Below are 16,880 nucleotides of genomic sequence, written 5' to 3' on the forward strand. Positions count from 1 at the left end.
ACCCTGTGGGAGCGGGCTTGCTCGCGAAGGGGGCGACTCGGTCTTAAACGGTGGGCGGCCCCGGATACCCACAGTGCGCCCACGACTCCGCCCGGCTGTACCACGCCATCATCACCAGTTGCAGTAACGAGCTGTGCCCCATGCGCAGCAAACTCAACGAACTGTTTTCCCAGCGCTCGAGGAAGTGTCGGATCTCTTCGGCGGACGCGTTTTCCCAACTGCCCCAGATCCCGGTCAGCGGCCCGCGGGTCACAGCCATCCCCAGCACATCGAACAATTGCCGGGTCAGCTTGAGCATTTCCGGCGACAAATGATTGAGGCCGTTATCCAGGGTTTTCAGAGTGCCTTCGACGGCGGACGGCATTTTCTCAACGGCCACGGCGCCGTCGAGCATCACCGGAATCAGTGCCCGCAAAAACAGCAAATCACCGGTGCGCAGCATCGCAAAACCGTCAGCGGAGATACTCGACGAACAACCACTGAGGCTGGCGCCCAATCCGGCCGTGGCCAGGAAGGCGCTGGCGCCCAGGCTGAATTTCAGCAGGCCGCGCCGTGACAGCGCGGGTGTATCGGACAGGCTTGGGCTCATTATTGTTATTACCCGGCGGTGAGGAGCGTTAGCGGATAAACAGCTTCTGAATCAGTTTCTGGATCGCTTTGCCGTACGGCGGGTAAATCAACTTCGCCGCGTTGAAGCGCTGTTTGATCAGCACACCCTTGGCCTTGCTGAAGGTCAGGAACCCTTCGTGGCCATGGTAATGACCCATGCCCGAGGCGCCGATGCCGCCGAAGGGCATATCGTCCTGAGCCACATGCAGCAGCGTGTCGTTCAGGCACACACCGCCGGAATGGGTTTCGTGGAGCACGCGATTCTGTTCACGCTTGTCGTAGCCGAAGTAGTACAGCGCCAGTGGGCGAGGGCGTTGATTGATGTAGGCAAACGCCTGATCGAGATCGCTGTACGGCACGATCGGCAGCACCGGGCCGAAGATTTCGTCCTGCATCACCGTCATGTCGTCGCTGACGTTGAGCAACAGGCTATGCGCCATGCGCCGGCCCTGGCCCTGGTCGAACAACGGAATCAGCAGCGCACCTTTGCTGGTGGCATCGCTGAGGTAATCGTTGAGCCGCGCCATTTGTCGGTCATTGATGATGGCGGTGTAGTCCGGGTTGTCGGCCAGCGTCGGATAAAACCCGCGAACCGCCTGGCGATAGGCTTCGACGAAAGAACCGACACGCTCTTCCGGCACCAGCACGTAGTCCGGGGCCACGCAGGTTTGTCCGGCGTTGAGGGTCTTGCCGAAGGCAATGCGTTCGGCGGCATCCTTGAGTGGCACGTCGCGGGAGACGATGGCCGGGGACTTGCCGCCCAGTTCGAGGGTCACCGGGGTCAGGTTCTCGGCCGCCGCGCGCATCACGTGTTTGCCGATGCTGGTGGCACCGGTGAACAGCAAGTGATCAAAGCGCAGCCGAGAGAACGCGACACCGATATCCGCCTCGCCGAGCACCACGCAGACCAGATCCTCCGGGAAGATCCGCGCGAGCAATGCCTTGAGCAGCAAACCGGTGGCCGGCGTGGATTCGCTGAGTTTGAGCATCACCCGATTACCTGCCGACAACGCCCCCACCAATGGGCCGATGGCCAGGTACAACGGGTAGTTCCAGGGCACGATGATGCCGACCACGCCCAATGGCTGATAAACCACTTTGGCTGACGCCGGTTGAAAAGCGATACCGACCTTGCGCCGCGACGGTTTCATCCAGCCCTTGAGGTGCGAACTGGCGTAATGGATGCCGTGCAGACTGGGCATCAGCTCGGCGAGCAGCGTTTCGTCGGCGCTGCGGTGGCTGAAATCCTGGCTGATGGCGTCGATCAACGCCTGGCGTTCATTGCTCAACAGATCACGCAACGCCTTGAGCCATTGCTGGCGCTGGGCCGCCGGCGGCATCGGGTTGGCGGCATAAGCGGCGCGTTGCGCCTCGAACAACGTCTGGAGCTCGTCCAACGGCTGCTGTAGGTTCTGCAGGTAGGCAATGTCGGCAGTCATGGTCGGCTCCGGATTTATTGTAATGAGGGACTTTTTAGAGTCTATGCTCTATAAAGTCAAATGACTTCCTGACGCAGCTTTGTTTTATCCATCGCCGGATAGGCCGTAAGATGCACCGTCATCGCACTCTGAATTAAAGCTCAAGCCATGGCCCCACGGATCAAAACCAGCGAGCGCATCGTGCAGAACAGCCTGGAGCTGTTCAATCAGCAGGGCGAGCGCAGCATCAGCACCAATCACATCGCTGCCCACATGGAAATTTCCCCGGGCAACCTGTACTACCACTTCCCCAACAAGCAGGCGATCATCGCCGTGTTGTTCAGTGAGTACGAAACCCTGGTCGACAGCTTCCTGCGCCCACCCCAGGGCCGCGCCGCCACGGTGGAAGACAAGCGCTACTACCTCAAGGAACTGCTGTCGGCCATGTGGCGCTACCGGTTTTTGCACCGCGACCTCGAACATCTGCTCGAGAGCGACCCGGACCTGGCCGCCCGTTACCGGCGCTTTTCCCAGCGTTGCGTGATTCAGGGCACGGCCATCTATGTCGGGTTCGTCGAGGCCGGGATCCTGAACATGGACCGCGTGCAGATCGAATCCCTGACCATCAATGCCTGGATCATCCTCACGTCCTGGGTGCGTTTCCTGTGCACCACGCGGGAAAATTCCAAGCACTTGAGCGAACAGGCGATCAAACGCGGGGTGTATCAGGTGCTGGTGCTCGAAGCCGGATTTGTCACGGATCAGGCACGCGACGAGGTCAATGCCCTGTTCGAAGAGTTTTATGTGCCACTGGCCCAAGCGCTGGAAGAAGTGAAGTAGGATCAAGCACCGACTTAAGCACAGGAGCCCGTTATGCCCATTGCGCAACTGATCAGCCCGCAAGCGTTGGACCAGAAAAAGGAGCAGCCGGGGCTGGTGATTCTGGATTGTCGTTTTGCCCTGGAAGACCCGGACTACGGTCAGCGCAGCTATGCCGAAGGGCATATCGCCGGGTCGAGCTTTGCCGATCTGGAGCGTGATCTGAGCGGGACGATCGTCAAGGGTGTCACCGGGCGTCATCCGTTGCCTGAGCCCGAAGACCTGATCGAGCGCCTGCAAGCCTGGGGCATCAACGCGGACAGCGAAGTGGTTTTGTACGACGACGGTCCCGGTGCCTTCGCGGCGCGGGCATGGTGGTTGCTGGCTTGGCTGGGCAAGCGCGATGGCGTGTTCATCCTTGATGGCGGGCTCAAAGCCTGGCACGCAGCCGGGTTGCCGTTGAGTCTCGATGCGCCTTCCGTGTTGCGTGGCACCTTCAGCGGTACGCCGGACGCTTCGTTGTTACTCAGCGCTGAACAACTCCAGCAACGTCTCGGCCAACCGGCACTGACCTTGCTCGACGCCCGCGCCTTGCCGCGCTTCAAAGGTGAAGTGGAACCGATCGATCCGATTGCCGGGCACATCCCGGGCGCGCAATGTGCGGCGTTCACCGAGAACCTGGGCAGCGACGGGCGCTTTCTGCCGGCCGATCAGCTCAAGCAGCGCTTTGCGGCGAAACTCGCTGATCGCTCACCGACGGAACTGGTGGCGTATTGCGGCTCTGGCGTGACGGCGTGTCACAACCTGTTTGCGTTATGCCTGGCGGGCTATCCGTTGGGGGCGTTGTATGCCGGGTCGTGGAGTGAGTGGATCAATGAGCCGGCGCGGGGCATCGCTACCGGCGAATAACCCACATACATACAAATCCCCTGTGGGAGCGGGCTTGCTCGCGAATGCGGTGTGTCATTCAGCAAATAAGTTGACTGACACTCCGCATTCGCGAGCAAGCCCGCTCCCACATTGGTTCTGCGCCAGTCTTAATTCCTGAGGAAAGCTCGAGCACTGCGATACGCCCCCGGCCCCACGCCATAGACCTGCTTGAACTGTCGGCTCAGATGGCTCTGATCCGCAAATCCCAACTGCGTAGCCACCTCCAGCGGCAAACACCCGCCCTGTAACAAGGCCCGCGCCCGGGCGATACGTTGTTGCATCAGCCAGGTGTGCGGCGGCATGCCGGTGGCGCGGCGGAATACTCGGGCGAAGTGGAAGGGCGACAGGTTGACGGCCGCCGCCAGTTCTTCCAGCGAGGGTGGCGCCGCCAGTTGCGAATGCAGCAAGTCCTTGGCCTGGGTCACCGCCCGATGTTCCTTGCCGGGTTTGCCGGCAATCGGCACGGCGGCGTGGCGTTGCAGCAGCGACAGCATCATTTCCCGCCAGACCGTTTGCTGTTGCAGCGCGGTGGACGGGCTCTCCAGCAAACGGTGCAACTGGCAAAAACCCTTCACCAGATCCGGATCGCGGTACAGCGTGGCGCCAAACGCCGGCAATTCGTTGGTCGGCAATTCCAGCTCGGCCAACAGCGACAGAATCTGTCCGCTGTCCGGATAAAACGCCCGGTACAACCAGCCGTCTTCCGTGCCTTTATGGCCCGTGTGCAGTTCATCCGGGTTGATCAACACCAGCGTGCCGCTGTCCGCCAGATGCTCGGCGCCGCGATAGCGATAACGCTGGGCGCCGGCCATGATCATGCCGATCACATAACCGTCATGCACATGGGGCGCGAAGCGGTGTTCGATGTAGCGCGCGGACAACAGCTCGACCCCGGCCAACGGTGCCGTTTGCCAAAAGCGAATCGACTCGCCCTGATCGGTGTCCATGGCCTTACTCGCGACCCGCAGCGGTCAGCCATTGGGGAATGCGTCGTTCCAGGTAGTAACCCGGTTGCCGGAACGAGCCGTCGACGAAGCCGACATGCCCGCCCTTGGCCTGCAATTCGAATTGCGTGCAGGCCGACAGTTCGCTGGCGTCGGGCAAGCTGTGGGGGAAGACGAACGGATCGTCCGACGCCTGAATGATCAGGGTCGGCGTGCGAATTTCCCCAAGGAAATAACGACTCGAGGCGCGGCGATAGTAATCCTCTGCATCGACAAAACCATGCAGCGGCGCGGTGACGCGGCCATCGAAATCCCAGAAGGTGCGCATGTTTTCCAGCGACCCCAGGGCCGCCAATGCCGCCAGGCCATCCTTGCGTCCGTCATGCTGGAACTGGCGCTGCTTGTTCCTGATGTAGGCGACCATCTCACGCATGAAATGCGCCTGATAGACCTTGGAGAATCCTTGGCCGATCCGGTCTGCGCACTGGTCCAGCCGAAACGGCACCGACACTGCCACGGCACCGAGCACACCGCTGCCACTGCCGGTTTCGCCCAAGTGTTTGAGCAACACATTGCCGCCCAAGGAATAGCCGACCGCATACAGCGGCGCGAGCGGTCGCTTGGCTTTCAGGTGTTTGATGGCTTCAGCCAGGTCTTCGCTGGCGCCGGAGTGGTAGCTGCGCGGCAACAAATTGGGTTCGCCCGAGCAGCCGCGCCAGTTCAACGCCACGCTGGCCCAACCTTGATCCCCGAGGACTTTTTGCAGGCCCGCCACATAAGGCGAGTTCGACGATCCGGTCAGCCCGTGCAACACCAGCACCAACGGCGCCGTGGCGGTATGCGGGCCGTGCCAGTCGAGGTCGAGGAAATCGCCATCCTCGAGCCACAGACGTTCACGTTCGCGTTCGATATGCGTGGTTTTGCGCCAAAGCGGTCCCCACAAGGTTTGCAAGTGCGGGTTACTGAGCCCGAAGGCCGGGGTGAAGCGTTTACTGGGCGGGAGCACGATGTTTCTCTGAAAGGTAAACCAGTCGGCGGCAAGGCTGACAAACCAGGCCCGGCCACCGATGTCCAAAGAAACTAACTTGCCACAAACCCCGTCTCGGCGCGACACATGCTCTTCGGCACTTCGCTGGCAGGCAGAGGCAAAGGCAGTTGTTCCACGGTCGGGCCCAACGTCACCACCGACCATTGGTCCGCATCAAAGTGTCTGTTCAAGGCCTCTTTGATTTGCGCAACGGTCAGCGCTTGGGCTTGCTCGAGTGAAAAATCCAGGTCAAGGGGCAAGTCGTGTTGGTTGATCGTGACCAGCCGGGAAAGAATCTGCGAGTTGCTGGCGCTGTTGAGCACGCTGGTGCTGCGCAGTTGGCGCAGGGTATCGTCGAGTTCCTGCTGGGTCGGACCCGTTTGCAAGTAATCGCGGTACATCGACTGCACCAGTTTCACCGCGCCATCGCTGAACTGCGGGCTGGTTTTCATACGGATGATGGCTGTGCCGCCCTCTTGCAAGAAAGCTGTCTTCAGTTGCACCGCGTAGGTCAGTCCGCGTTTTTCCCTGAGTTCTGTCATCAATCGGGAAGAGACTTTCTGTCCGCCGAAAATCGTGTGGGCCACGGTCAGCGCTACGTAATCGGGATGTTGGCGTGTCACCCCAGGCTGACCCAACAAAATTTGCGTCTGGGTCAAAGGGCGTTCTATATGGCGCGATGCTGTCGCGTCTTGTCGGCGCGGGACTGGCGTCACCGATGCCATTTCGGTGCCGACGGGCAGCGCATTGAAAACCTGCAAGCTCATGTTCTGGGCTTGTTCCAGTGTCAGGTCGCCGACCAGCGTGATTACCGCGTTAGCTCCGGCATAGGCTTGTCGATGAAACGCTTGGACCTGTTCCCGGGAGAGCAGCTCCACACTTTGTTCCGTACCGTAAATCGGCTGGGCATATGGGTGCCCCGGCAACAGCAGCTCATTCATGGCGTGGGCGATTTGTGAATCGGGGTCCTGCTGCCGGGCCTTGAGGAGATTGGTCAGTTCTTTTTTGACGTTGACCAACGCTTCCTCACTCAGCAATGGCTGGCCCAGGATCTGCGTAAGCAGCAACAGGGCCGGATCGCGCTGTTCGGTGGCCGACAAGCTGCGCAGGGAAAAAGAGGCGCGGTCCTGCTCGATGCTCATACCGAGTTTCGCCCCGAGGCCATCCAGGGTTTCCATGATCGCTGACAGATCCTTGCCCGGCACACCTTCATTGAGCAGGCTGAAGGTTGCTGCCGCCAATCCGGGATGGGTGCCATCTTGCGCGCTGCCGGCAGGAAAGCTCACATGCAGGTCGAACATCGGCAGTTCCGGGGTGCGGATAAACAACACCTTGCCGCCTGAGTGCGATTTCCAGCCTTGAATTTTCAGGGCGCGCGGGGTGACTGCCTGTTCGTCCAGCTCTGCCAGGGATTGCAGGCGTGAGGGTTCGATAGCGGCAGGTTGCTGCGGCTCGGTGTCGGCCAAGGCGAGGCAGCCTTGCAGGCCACCCAGGACTAAGAGTCCCAGCGTCACGCAGGTGAATTTATTCATGGGTTTTCTCCACGAGAACATGGGCGGTGCTCAGGCGTTGGCGGGTCAGGTAGGTCTGCGCGACTTGCTGAATGTCTTGCGGGGTCACCCGGTTCAGTTCATTGACGTCCTCGTCCATCAGCCGCCCGGACAGGCCGATGCTCTCTAGCCCACCGAGGTGATCCGCCTGGTTTTCGATGGAATCGCGGTTATAGATTTGCCGGGCAATCAGCAACGTACGGGCGCGTTCCAGTTCGACGCTGTCGGGCGGGGTAGCCTTGAGTTCGTCGAGCAGCGTCCAGATCTGCGCCTGTGCCTGTTCAAGGCTGGCGGTGCTTTGAGTGTTGAGCTGGGCGTTGAGGGTGAAAAGACTGTCGCCGCGATACAACGGGTTGTAACTGGATGAAATGCCCGAAAACAACCTTTCGGTGAATTGCAGGCGCTTATTCAGGCGGGCGCTGTTCGAGCCGGCCAGCAAGGTCTCGAGCAGTTGAAGCGCGTGCACCGAGCGACGGTTTTCGGCGCTGGCCAGGCTCGGAACGTTGAACGACATGCTCAGCCGAGGCGCGGAAATCGCCTGGTGCAGGATGATTTTGCGCTCGCCGGGATCGGCCAGTTCCAGGGGGGGGGGGCGGGTGGTGACAAATGGTTTGGCAGGGAGGGCGCCGAAGTAACGCTCGGCCAGGGGCTGCACTTTTTCCAGTGTCACGTCCCCGACAATAACGAGCGTGGCGTTACCCGGGGCGTAGCGGCTTTGATACCAGTGGCGCAGGTCGTCGGCGGTCAGGTGCTGCAAGTCGTGCATCCAGCCGATGATCGGTGCGCCGTAGCTGCTGGCCGGGAAGGCCAGGCGCGTGAGGCGCTCGTGTGCGACCCCGTCTGGATCATCATCGACCCGAAACCGACGTTCTTCCTGAATGACCGCCAGTTCCGGAATGAAATCCTCGGCGCGCAGGTGCGCGGTGGACATCATGTCGGCCATCAACTCGAAAGCGACGCCCAGTTGATGCGGTTGCAGGGTCTGGTAGTAAGTGGTCACGTCCTTGTCGGTAAAGGCGTTTTGTGACGCGCCAAGGTTGTCCAGAATCGCCGAAGCTTCGCCGGAGCAGGTCTTGCTACTGCCCTTGTAAAGCATGTGTTCCAAGGCGTGAGACAGGCCGGATTTTCCCGGCGGTTCGCCGCTGGAGCCGACCCTGACCCAGAGTTGCGAAGTCACCACGGGGGCGCGATGGTCCTCGCGCACGACGACCTTGAGGCCGTTATCGAGCGTGAATTCGTGGGTGGGTTGCGCGGGTTCGGCCAGTGCCGTGAACGGCAGTAGCCAGGTAAAGAGCAGCATCCTGCTGCGAGCGATGTTCATCCGTGTTCATCCTCAGTGGTTTACAAAAATTGCGTAAACCACTGTGGAGAATCGGACGAGGCCGTTGGCGGTAATTATTTACCGCACGGGCCGGGTTGCTTCATGGGATGGCGGGTTTAGCTTGCCAACGGACTGCGCTGCCACAACGCGTAGTAAACGCGCCCGGATTTCTGCTCCCGGTGCAGGCGCCAGTTGCCCGGCAAACCCAGCGCCGATGGCGCGTTTTCGCTTTCGGTGTAGACCCAGGCGTCGTCGGCCAGCCACTGACGCTCTTCGAGCAAGGCACAAACGCCCGGCAACAGGTCCTGGTTGAACGGCGGGTCGAGGAACACCACGTCGTACGCCGTCGCAACCTGGGTTTCCAGGTAGCGCAGGGCGTCGGCGGTCTGCACCTGGCCGGTGGTGCAGCGCAGGGTGCCGAGGTGTTCCTTGATGCTGGACACTGCAATGTTGCTGGCATCCAGCGCCTGGCCCATGGCGGCGCCACGGGAAAGGGCTTCGAGGAACAACGCGCCGCTGCCGGCAAACGGGTCCAGCACCTTGGCCCCGGCGATGTACGGCGCGAGCCAGTTGAACAGCGTTTCACGCACCCGGTCCGGTGTCGGACGCAGGCCCGGCGCGTCAGGGAAGCTCAGCTTTCGGCTGCCCCATTCACCGCCGATGATGCGCAGTTGGTTCACGCCGTTGTGCACGTTGTGAACAGGTTTTTTTGGACGAGTGGCCATTAATGCTCCGGAACCCCGAGCGGCTGCTCGGTGGGTTTATCAGATGGGGCCGGTAACGGCTTTTGCGGCACGGTCGGGCCAGCGGTGACGATGACCATTTTGTCCGTGCTCAGGTGTTTGTTCAGTGCGTTCTTGACCTGCTCGACGGTCAGGCTCTGGGACTGCTGCATGAAGTCTTCCAGATAACTCAGCGGCAGGTTGTAGAAACCCATGGCGCCGAGTTGGCCGACGATATCGGCGTTGCTGGCGGTGGACAGCGGGAAGCTGCCGGCCAGTTCACGCTTGGCGTCGTCGAGTTCTTTCTCGGTCGGGCCGGTTTTAAGGTAATCCGCGAGCACGTCCTGCACCAGTTTCAGGGTGCCTTCGCTCATTTCGGCGCGGGTCTGCAGGTTGATCATGAACGGACCGCGAGCCTGCATCGGGGTGAAGCCCGAATAGATGCCGTAGGTCAGGCCACGTTTCTCGCGCACTTCGCTCATCAATCGGGTGCCAAAGCCACCGCCGCCGAGGATCTGGTTACCCATGGACAGTGCCGCGTAGTCCGGGTCATCACGGTCGATGCCCAGTTGCGCGAGCATCAGGTTGGTCTGCTTGGATGGGAACTCGATATGGCCGACGCTGGCCTTGGGTTCGGTCGGTTGCGGGATTTTCGCCAGGGCCGGGCCTTTTGGCAGGGCGCCGGAGACTTGCGCGGCAATCGCCTCGGCCTCGGCGCGGGACAGATCGCCCACCAGCGCAATCACCACGTTGCCGGCCGCATAGGCTTTCTCGTGGAAAGCGCGCAGCTGGGCGAGGGTGATCGCCGGAACGGTTTGCGCCGTGCCGTCGCTGGAGTTGGCGTAAGGGTGATCGCCGTACAGACGCTTCATCAACTCGATGCCGGCCAGTTTGCCGGGGTTCTGTTTCTGGTATTCGAAACCGGCGAGCATCTGGTTCTTGATACGCGCGAACGAGTCGGCGGGGAAGGTCGGTTTGCCGATGACTTCAGAGAACAACTGCAAGGCTGGCTCGCGTTTGTCCACGGCACTCAAGCTGCGCAGCGACGCCACCGCCATGTCTTTATAGGCACCGTTGCCGAAGTCCGCGCCCAGGCCTTCAAAGCCTTGGGCGATGGCGCCGACATCCTTGCCGGCCACGCCTTCGTTGAGCATGGCGTTGGTCAGCAGGGCGAGACCCGGTGCGTTGCCGTCCTGGCTGCTGCCGGCGGCGAAGATCAGGCGCATGTCGAACATCGGCAGTTCCCGGGCCTCGACGAACAGCACCTTGGCGCCTTCGGCGGTGGTCCAGGTCTGCACGTTCATGTTGCGGTGGCTTGGGGCCTTGCCGTCGAGTTCGGCCAGGGATTGCAGCTTCTGGGTGGACTTGGCTTTGTCGAGGGCTTCGCTGGCCTTGGAGTCATCGGGCCGCAACAGGTAAACCGTTGCCGAGCCGATCAACGCCACGAGGATCAGCCCGATCAGCGCCAGGCGCGGTTTTTTACGCTCACTCATGAGTCGTCTCCAGTGGAAGTACATGGGCGACGCTGAGACGTTCGCGGGTGAAATACAGCTTGGCGGCCTTCTGGATGTCTTCGGGGGTGACGCTTTCCAGGTCGGCCAGCTCGGTGTCCATCAGTTTCCACGACAGGCCGACGGTTTCCAGTTGACCGATGGCGGTCGCCTGGCTGGTAATCGAGTCACGCTCGTAGACCAGACCGGCAATGACCTGGGCCCGCACGCGCTCCAGTTCTTCAGCCGACGGCGCGGTGGTTTTCAGCTGTTCGAGCAATTTCCACAGACCGGCCTCGGCCTGGGCGATGGTTTTCTTCTTCTGCGTGTTCGGGCTGGCCGACAGGGTGAACAGGCTGTCGCCCCGGGTGTAGGCGTCGTAGCTCGACGAACCGCCGGACACCAGCTCTTCGCCACGCTCCAGCTGCGTCGGGATGCGCCCGCTGTAGCCGCCGTCGAGCAGGGCCGAAATCAGGCGCAGGGCATTCACCGACCGTTTGTCTTCAGCCGTGGCGATGCTCGGCACGTTGAAGGCCAGCATCAGGCTCGGCAGTTGGGTTTGCACATGCAGGGTGATCTGCCGTTCGCCGGGCTCAGCCAATTCCATCGGAATTTTCGCCGGTGGCACGTCGCGCTTGGCGATCGGGCCGAAGTAGCGCTGGGCCAGGGCTTTGACTTCATCCGGGGTGACATCGCCGACCACCACCAGCGTGGCGTTGTTCGGCACGTACCAGGATTTGTACCAGTGGCGCAGTTCTTCGACCTTCATGCGGTCCAGGTCAGCCATCCAGCCGATGGTCGGCGTGTGATAGCCGCTGGCCGGGTAGGCCATGGCCTTGAAGCGTTCGTAGGCCTTGGACATCGGCTTGTCGTCGGTGCGCAGGCGACGTTCTTCTTTAATAACCTCGATCTCGCGGCTGAACTCGTCGGCCGGCAATTTCAGGTTGGCCATGCGGTCGGCTTCGAGCTCGAAGGCCACGCCCAGGCGATCGCGGGCCAGCACTTGGTAATAGGCCGTGAAGTCATCGCTGGTGAAGGCGTTCTCTTCGGCACCGAGGTCGCGCAGGATCAGCGACGCTTCGCCGGGACCGACTTTCTCGCTGCCCTTGAACATCATGTGTTCCAGGGCGTGGGACAGGCCGGTCTGCCCCGGGGTCTCGTAGCTGGAGCCGACCTTGTACCAGACCTGGGAAACCACCACCGGCGCACGATGGTCTTCGCGCACGACGACCTTCAAGCCGTTGTCGAGGGTGAATTCGTGGGTGGGTTGCGGATCGGCAGCCAGGGCCGAGAGGGGCAGACAAACTGTGCTGAACAGCAGGCCAGCAGCGCGGCGGGCTAGAGCATTCATTCGTTTTTTAAACCTGTTGAGCTGCCCGCTTGTTCTTAGCGTCAGCGGGCGAGAGGGTGCTAGGATAACGGTCCGTTTTACTGGCGGCCACGCCTGTGAACCTTTTATCGGTCCGCAGGTTGTATGGGTTCCCGGCAGAAGCTTTGAGTTTGTCAGCTAAACTCTGCGTTTTCGCCGACGATGCCGGTCCAGTCCTTGGTATTAGTCGACCTTTGAGGTGCCGTTGGCACTTCGACAAATTGTTGCGCGTGAACAAGCTGGGTCAATTGCAGTCTGTTCAGCATCGAATATTTATTTGCCGGGGCGCCCTTTGGCGCGTCGCTACCGTGAGATAGCCGTCCTCCATGTTTGGTTCCAACGACGACAAGAAGACCCCAGCTGCGGCTGGCGAGAAGAAAAGCCTGTTCGGATGGCTGCGCAAAAAGCCGCAGGAAACCGTCGTCGAACAGCCACAACCCACTCCTGAGCCCATTCCTGCACCGGTAATAGAAGAAGAGCCGGCACCGATCGTTCTGCCGAGCGTCGAGCCGGTGTTGCAACCGGTTGAGCCTGAACCTGAGCCTCAAGTTGAAGTTGCGGCCGAGTTGCCGCTGACGCCAGCCGCTGAGCCATGGTTGACACTGCCTGTGGCGGAAGAGCCGGTGGCGTTGGTTGAAGACGAGCTGGCACCGCACGTCACGCCGCCGATTCCAGCGCCGATTGCGTTTACCCCTGAGCCGGTTCATGTGCCGGTGGTTGAACCGGTTGTAGCGCCCGTCTTCGTGGCTGAGCCTGTTCCGGTTGTTGTTCCAGAGCCAGAAGTGCCGGCCTTCGTAGCGCCTGTTGCGCCGATTGTTCAAGCGCCAGAGCTTGCACCGATCGTGGCACCCATTGTTGATGCTCCCGTCGCCATCGTCGAAACCCCGGCCGAGTCGCCGCGCACCGAAGAAACCAAGGCCGGTTTCTTTGCCCGTCTCAAGCAAGGCCTGTCCAAGACCAGCGCCAGCATCGGCGAAGGCATGGCCAGCCTGTTCCTCGGCAAGAAAATCATTGATGACGAGCTGCTCGAAGACATCGAAACCCGTCTGCTGACCGCCGACGTGGGCGTCGAGGCGACGTCGGTGATCATTCAGCGCCTGACCCAGAAAGTCGCGCGCAAAGAGTTGGCCGACGCCGACGCGCTGTACAAATCCCTGCAAGCGGAATTGGCAGCGATGCTCAAGCCCGTCGAGCAGCCGCTGAAAATCACTTCGCAGAACAAGCCGTTCGTGATTTTGGTGGTCGGCGTCAACGGCGCCGGCAAGACCACCACCATCGGCAAACTGGCGAAGAAGCTGCAACTGGAAGGCAAGAAAGTCATGCTCGCCGCCGGTGACACCTTCCGTGCTGCTGCCGTGGAGCAATTGCAGGTCTGGGGTGAGCGCAACAAGATCCCGGTGATCGCCCAGCACACTGGCGCCGATTCGGCTTCGGTGATCTTCGACGCCGTGCAAGCCGCCAAGGCCCGTGGCATCGACGTGCTGATCGCCGACACCGCCGGTCGTCTGCACACCAAAGACAACCTGATGGAAGAACTGAAAAAGGTTCGCCGCGTCATCAGCAAGCTCGACGTCGACGCGCCGCACGAAGTGCTGCTGGTGCTTGACGCCGGTACTGGTCAGAACGCCATCAACCAGGCCAAGCAGTTCAACCAGACCGTGCAGTTGACGGGCCTGGCGTTGACCAAACTCGACGGCACCGCCAAGGGCGGGGTGATTTTCGCCCTGGCCAAGCAGTTTGGCTTGCCCATCCGCTACATCGGCGTCGGTGAAGGCATCGATGATTTGCGTACCTTTGAAGCAGAACCCTTTGTCCAGGCATTGTTTGCCGAGCGGGAGCGTTCATGATTCGTTTCGAACAGGTCGGTAAACGCTACCCGAACGGTCACGTCGGCTTGCATGAGCTGAGCTTTCGAGTCCGTCGGGGCGAATTCTTGTTTGTCACCGGCCATTCCGGTGCCGGTAAAAGCACCTTGTTGCGGCTGTTGCTGGCCATGGAACGTCCGACCACCGGAAAATTGCTGCTGGCCGGGCAAGACCTGGGCACCATCAGCAATGCGCAGATTCCTTATCTGCGCCGGCAGATTGGCGTGGTGTTCCAGAATCACCAGTTGTTGTTCGATCGCACGGTGTTCAATAACATCGCACTGCCGTTGCAGATTCTGGGTCTTTCGAAGCCCGAGATTGCCAAGCGTGTTGATTCGGCCCTGGAGCGCGTGGCGCTTTCGGATAAAACCGATTTGTACCCTGGCGACCTGTCCACCGGTCAGCAACAGCGCGTCGGCATTGCCCGCGCCATCGTTCACCGCCCTGCCTTGCTGCTGGCGGACGAACCGACCGGTAACCTCGACCCGCGCCTGGCGGCCGAAATCATGGGCGTGTTCGAAGACATCAACCGTCTGGGCACCAGCGTGCTTATCGCCAGTCACGACTTGGCCCTCATCGCCCGCATGCGCCACCGCATGCTGACCTTGCAGCGTGGCCGATTGATTGGTGACGGGGAGGCCGGCGTATGAGTGCGACACGCAGTCCCAAGGTTTCCGAGCGTGTAGCCCCGAAAGCTGCTGACCCGCAACCGCAAAAGAAAAAGCGCGACGATGACGACGGCCCGGATTTCGCCACGTTGTTGCGTGCCTGGATCGAAAGCCATCGCGCGAGCCTGCTGGACAGTCTGCGCCGGTTGGGCAAGCAGCCGATCGGTAGCTTTTTCACCTGCATGGTGATGGCGGTGGCCCTGAGTTTGCCGATGGGGCTGTCACTTTTGCTGAATAACGTCGAGCGGTTGGGCGGTTCCTGGCAGCGTGCGGCGCAGATTTCTCTGTACCTGGAACTCAACGCCAGCCCGGAACAGGGCGAGTCGTTGCGCGAGCAGATCAAAGGCATGCCCGGCGTTGCTGATGCTGAATACGTTGGTCGTGATCAGGCGCTGGAAGAGTTCCAGCAGCAGTCCGGTCTGGGCGAGGCGCTCAAGGAGCTGCCGGAAAACCCGCTGCCGGGCGTGGTGTTGGTGACGCCGAACGAGGTCGACAAGCCGACGCTTGAAGCATTACGACAAAAACTTTCCGAGCTGCCGAAGGTACAACAGGCACAACTTGATCTAGTCTGGGTCGAGCGTCTGGCCGCCATCCTCAAGCTCGGCGACCGGTTTGTCTTCGGTCTGACCGTGCTTTTGGTGTCTGCATTACTTTTGGTGATAGGCAATACCATTCGTCTTCATATTGAAAACCGCCGCACAGAGATAGAAGTGATTAAACTCGTCGGCGGCACGGACAGCTATGTGCGCAGGCCCTTTCTGTATATGGGCGCGTTATATGGCTTCGGTGCGGGGATTCTTTCCTGGGGCGTCCTGGCGTTCGGCCTGAACTGGCTGAACGACGCAGTGGTTGGTTTGGCCGGCTTGTACGGCAGTAATTTTGCGCTGGCCGGAGTGCCAGTTGCCGATGGTCTGTCGCTCTTGCTTGGCGCGGTGCTGTTGGGTTATATCGGTGCATGGATTGCAGTCGCACGTCATCTCAGGGAGTTGGCGCCGAAGTAGTATCTTTTTGCGCGTATTGACCTTTCGGTTTTTATGGGAACTTGTCCTACGGTTTCCGGTCAATTTTCGCAGTGCTGAACTGCACGAGTTATGTAAGTCGGAGGTTTTTTCGTATGACCACTTCTTTGCAACCTGCTTATGCTCTGGTCCCAGGCGCAAACCTGGAGGCCTATGTGCACACGGTGAACAGCATTCCATTGCTGACACCGGAGCAGGAGCGTGAACTGGCCGAGAGTCTCTATTATGAGCAGGATTTGGGGGCGGCTCGGCAGATGGTGCTCGCCCACCTGCGTTTTGTCGTACACATTGCCCGTAGCTATTCCGGCTACGGCCTGGCCCAGGCTGACCTGATCCAGGAAGGCAACGTCGGCCTGATGAAGGCCGTGAAGCGCTTCAACCCTGAGATGGGTGTGCGCCTGGTTTCGTTCGCTGTGCACTGGATCAAGGCGGAAATTCACGAGTTCATCCTGCGCAACTGGCGCATTGTGAAAGTCGCGACCACCAAGGCCCAACGCAAGCTGTTCTTCAACCTGCGCAGCCAGAAGAAACGTCTGGCGTGGCTGAACAACGAGGAAGTCCACCGTGTGGCGGAAAGCCTCGGCGTAGAGCCGCGGGAAGTGCGCGAGATGGAAAGTCGCCTGACCGGCCATGACATGGCCTTCGATCCGGCCGCAGAAGCGGATGACGACAGCGCTTTCCAATCGCCGGCCAACTATCTGGAAGACCACCGGTACGACCCGGCCCGTCAACTGGAAGATGCCGACTGGAGCGACAACTCCAACCACAACCTGCACGAAGCGCTGGAAGTGCTGGACGACCGCAGCCGTGACATCCTCTACCAGCGCTGGCTGGCAGAAGAAAAAGCCACGCTGCACGACCTGGCGCAGAAGTACAACGTGTCGGCCGAGCGAATTCGTCAGCTTGAGAAAAGCGCGATGAACAAGCTCAAGTTGTCGATCGCCGCTTAACCTGCGCACCGGCAATAAAAAACGCCCCGATCAGTGATGATCGGGGCGTTTTTTGTTTCTGTGCTCAACGCATAACCTTTGTGGGAGCGAGCCTGCTCGCGAATGCGGCGTGTCAGTCAACATCATTGCCAAATGACACACCGCATTCGCGAGCAGGCTCGCTCCCACAGGGGATCTTC

General features: G+C 60.6%; 15 protein-coding genes and 1 pseudogene. 7 read left to right on the top strand and 9 right to left on the bottom strand.

Translation table 11 applies throughout. The features are described 5' to 3' along the window. Positions 1-43 precede the first annotated feature (43 nt). Together HB680_RS28615 and HB680_RS28620 are read right to left on the bottom strand one after the other, a co-directional pair. Entirely contained in the window at positions 44-589 is a 546-nt protein-coding gene (locus tag HB680_RS28615) for a twin-arginine translocation pathway signal protein (RefSeq protein ID WP_213941681.1), read from the bottom strand. 28 nt (positions 590-617) lie between these two features. Continuing rightward, positions 618-2,048 carry a coniferyl aldehyde dehydrogenase gene (locus HB680_RS28620; RefSeq protein WP_213941682.1) on the bottom strand — a complete coding sequence of 477 codons (1,431 nt, stop codon included), beginning with the start codon at positions 2,046-2,048 and terminating at the stop codon, positions 618-620. Positions 2,049-2,195: 147 nt separating this feature from the next. Here HB680_RS28620 and HB680_RS28625 point away from each other — a divergent pair, with 147 nt between their 5' ends. After that, positions 2,196-2,867, top strand: coding sequence for a TetR/AcrR family transcriptional regulator (locus HB680_RS28625; protein ID WP_213941683.1), 672 nt, complete (start codon positions 2,196-2,198; stop codon positions 2,865-2,867). Positions 2,868-2,900: 33 nt separating this feature from the next. Further along, entirely contained in the window at positions 2,901-3,755 is an 855-nt protein-coding gene (locus HB680_RS28630; RefSeq protein WP_213941684.1) for a sulfurtransferase, read from the top strand. Between the two features lie 128 nt (positions 3,756-3,883). On the opposite strand, the gene HB680_RS28635 is transcribed toward HB680_RS28630, so the two are convergent. The 7 genes from HB680_RS28635 to HB680_RS28665 form a co-directional block, all read right to left on the bottom strand. Next, on the bottom strand, positions 3,884-4,723 hold the full coding sequence (locus tag HB680_RS28635) for an AraC family transcriptional regulator (protein WP_213941685.1): 840 nt from the start codon (positions 4,721-4,723) through the stop codon (positions 3,884-3,886). A 4-nt stretch (positions 4,724-4,727) separates the two neighbouring features. Continuing rightward, on the bottom strand, positions 4,728-5,726 hold the full coding sequence (locus HB680_RS28640) for a hydrolase (RefSeq protein ID WP_213941686.1): 999 nt from the start codon (positions 5,724-5,726) through the stop codon (positions 4,728-4,730). Between the two features lie 74 nt (positions 5,727-5,800). After that, positions 5,801-7,279, bottom strand: coding sequence for a pitrilysin family protein (locus tag HB680_RS28645; RefSeq protein WP_213941687.1), 1,479 nt, complete (start codon positions 7,277-7,279; stop codon positions 5,801-5,803). Next, the gene (locus HB680_RS28650) at positions 7,272-8,618 is read right to left on the bottom strand and encodes a pitrilysin family protein (RefSeq protein WP_213941688.1); all 1,347 of its coding nucleotides are present in this window, start codon (positions 8,616-8,618) and stop codon (positions 7,272-7,274) included. Before HB680_RS28650 ends, HB680_RS28645 begins: the two co-directional genes overlap by 8 nt. Before the next feature lie 116 nt (positions 8,619-8,734). Further along, positions 8,735-9,343, bottom strand: coding sequence for a 16S rRNA (guanine(966)-N(2))-methyltransferase RsmD (gene rsmD, locus HB680_RS28655; protein ID WP_213941689.1), 609 nt, complete (start codon positions 9,341-9,343; stop codon positions 8,735-8,737). Beyond that, a complete protein-coding gene (locus tag HB680_RS28660) occupies positions 9,343-10,833 on the bottom strand; it encodes a pitrilysin family protein (protein ID WP_213941690.1) in 1,491 nt (496 codons plus the stop codon). The genes rsmD and HB680_RS28660 overlap by 1 nt, the downstream gene beginning before the upstream one ends. Beyond that, a complete protein-coding gene (locus HB680_RS28665; protein WP_213941691.1) occupies positions 10,826-12,181 on the bottom strand; it encodes a pitrilysin family protein in 1,356 nt (451 codons plus the stop codon). Before HB680_RS28665 ends, HB680_RS28660 begins: the two co-directional genes overlap by 8 nt. Before the next feature lie 344 nt (positions 12,182-12,525). Between HB680_RS28665 and ftsY the strand changes: the two genes are divergently transcribed. From ftsY to HB680_RS33155, 5 genes and pseudogenes are all read left to right on the top strand, one after another. Further along, positions 12,526-14,046: a signal recognition particle-docking protein FtsY gene (gene ftsY / locus HB680_RS28670; RefSeq protein WP_213941692.1), complete on the top strand. Its 1,521-nt coding sequence runs from the start codon at positions 12,526-12,528 to the stop codon at positions 14,044-14,046. After that, positions 14,043-14,714: a cell division ATP-binding protein FtsE gene (gene ftsE / locus HB680_RS28675; protein WP_201190075.1), complete on the top strand. Its 672-nt coding sequence runs from the start codon at positions 14,043-14,045 to the stop codon at positions 14,712-14,714. Before ftsY ends, ftsE begins: the two co-directional genes overlap by 4 nt. Continuing rightward, positions 14,711-15,733 (top strand): permease-like cell division protein FtsX, encoded by a 1,023-nt coding sequence (gene ftsX, locus HB680_RS28680; protein ID WP_213941693.1) that lies wholly within the window; start codon positions 14,711-14,713, stop codon positions 15,731-15,733. The genes ftsE and ftsX overlap by 4 nt, the downstream gene beginning before the upstream one ends. Before the next feature lie 113 nt (positions 15,734-15,846). Next, positions 15,847-16,701: an RNA polymerase sigma factor RpoH gene (gene rpoH, locus HB680_RS28685; protein WP_003176698.1), complete on the top strand. Its 855-nt coding sequence runs from the start codon at positions 15,847-15,849 to the stop codon at positions 16,699-16,701. A 71-nt stretch (positions 16,702-16,772) separates the two neighbouring features. Then, a pseudogene (locus tag HB680_RS33155) lies at positions 16,773-16,871 on the top strand (metal ABC transporter ATP-binding protein); the annotation flags it as partial. Between the last annotated feature and the right edge of the window lie 9 nt (positions 16,872-16,880).

Origin of the sequence: Pseudomonas sp. dw_612, assembly GCF_018449725.1 — a bacterium.
Taxonomy (GTDB): Bacteria; Pseudomonadota; Gammaproteobacteria; order Pseudomonadales; family Pseudomonadaceae; genus Aquipseudomonas.

Coding starts and splice junctions, on each gene's coding strand:
- ftsX (WP_213941693.1), top strand. CDS start 14,711: ATGAGTGCGACACGCAGTCCCAAGGTTTCCGAGCGTGTAGCCCCGAAA.
- rsmD (WP_213941689.1), bottom strand. CDS start 9,343: ATGGCCACTCGTCCAAAAAAACCTGTTCACAACGTGCACAACGGCGTG.
- HB680_RS28620 (WP_213941682.1), bottom strand. CDS start 2,048: ATGACTGCCGACATTGCCTACCTGCAGAACCTACAGCAGCCGTTGGAC.
- HB680_RS28615 (WP_213941681.1), bottom strand. CDS start 589: ATGAGCCCAAGCCTGTCCGATACACCCGCGCTGTCACGGCGCGGCCTG.
- rpoH (WP_003176698.1), top strand. CDS start 15,847: ATGACCACTTCTTTGCAACCTGCTTATGCTCTGGTCCCAGGCGCAAAC.
- HB680_RS28635 (WP_213941685.1), bottom strand. CDS start 4,723: ATGGACACCGATCAGGGCGAGTCGATTCGCTTTTGGCAAACGGCACCG.
- HB680_RS28650 (WP_213941688.1), bottom strand. CDS start 8,618: ATGAACATCGCTCGCAGCAGGATGCTGCTCTTTACCTGGCTACTGCCG.
- ftsE (WP_201190075.1), top strand. CDS start 14,043: ATGATTCGTTTCGAACAGGTCGGTAAACGCTACCCGAACGGTCACGTC.
- HB680_RS28625 (WP_213941683.1), top strand. CDS start 2,196: ATGGCCCCACGGATCAAAACCAGCGAGCGCATCGTGCAGAACAGCCTG.
- HB680_RS28665 (WP_213941691.1), bottom strand. CDS start 12,181: ATGAATGCTCTAGCCCGCCGCGCTGCTGGCCTGCTGTTCAGCACAGTT.
- HB680_RS28660 (WP_213941690.1), bottom strand. CDS start 10,833: ATGAGTGAGCGTAAAAAACCGCGCCTGGCGCTGATCGGGCTGATCCTC.
- ftsY (WP_213941692.1), top strand. CDS start 12,526: ATGTTTGGTTCCAACGACGACAAGAAGACCCCAGCTGCGGCTGGCGAG.
- HB680_RS28630 (WP_213941684.1), top strand. CDS start 2,901: ATGCCCATTGCGCAACTGATCAGCCCGCAAGCGTTGGACCAGAAAAAG.
- HB680_RS28645 (WP_213941687.1), bottom strand. CDS start 7,279: ATGAATAAATTCACCTGCGTGACGCTGGGACTCTTAGTCCTGGGTGGC.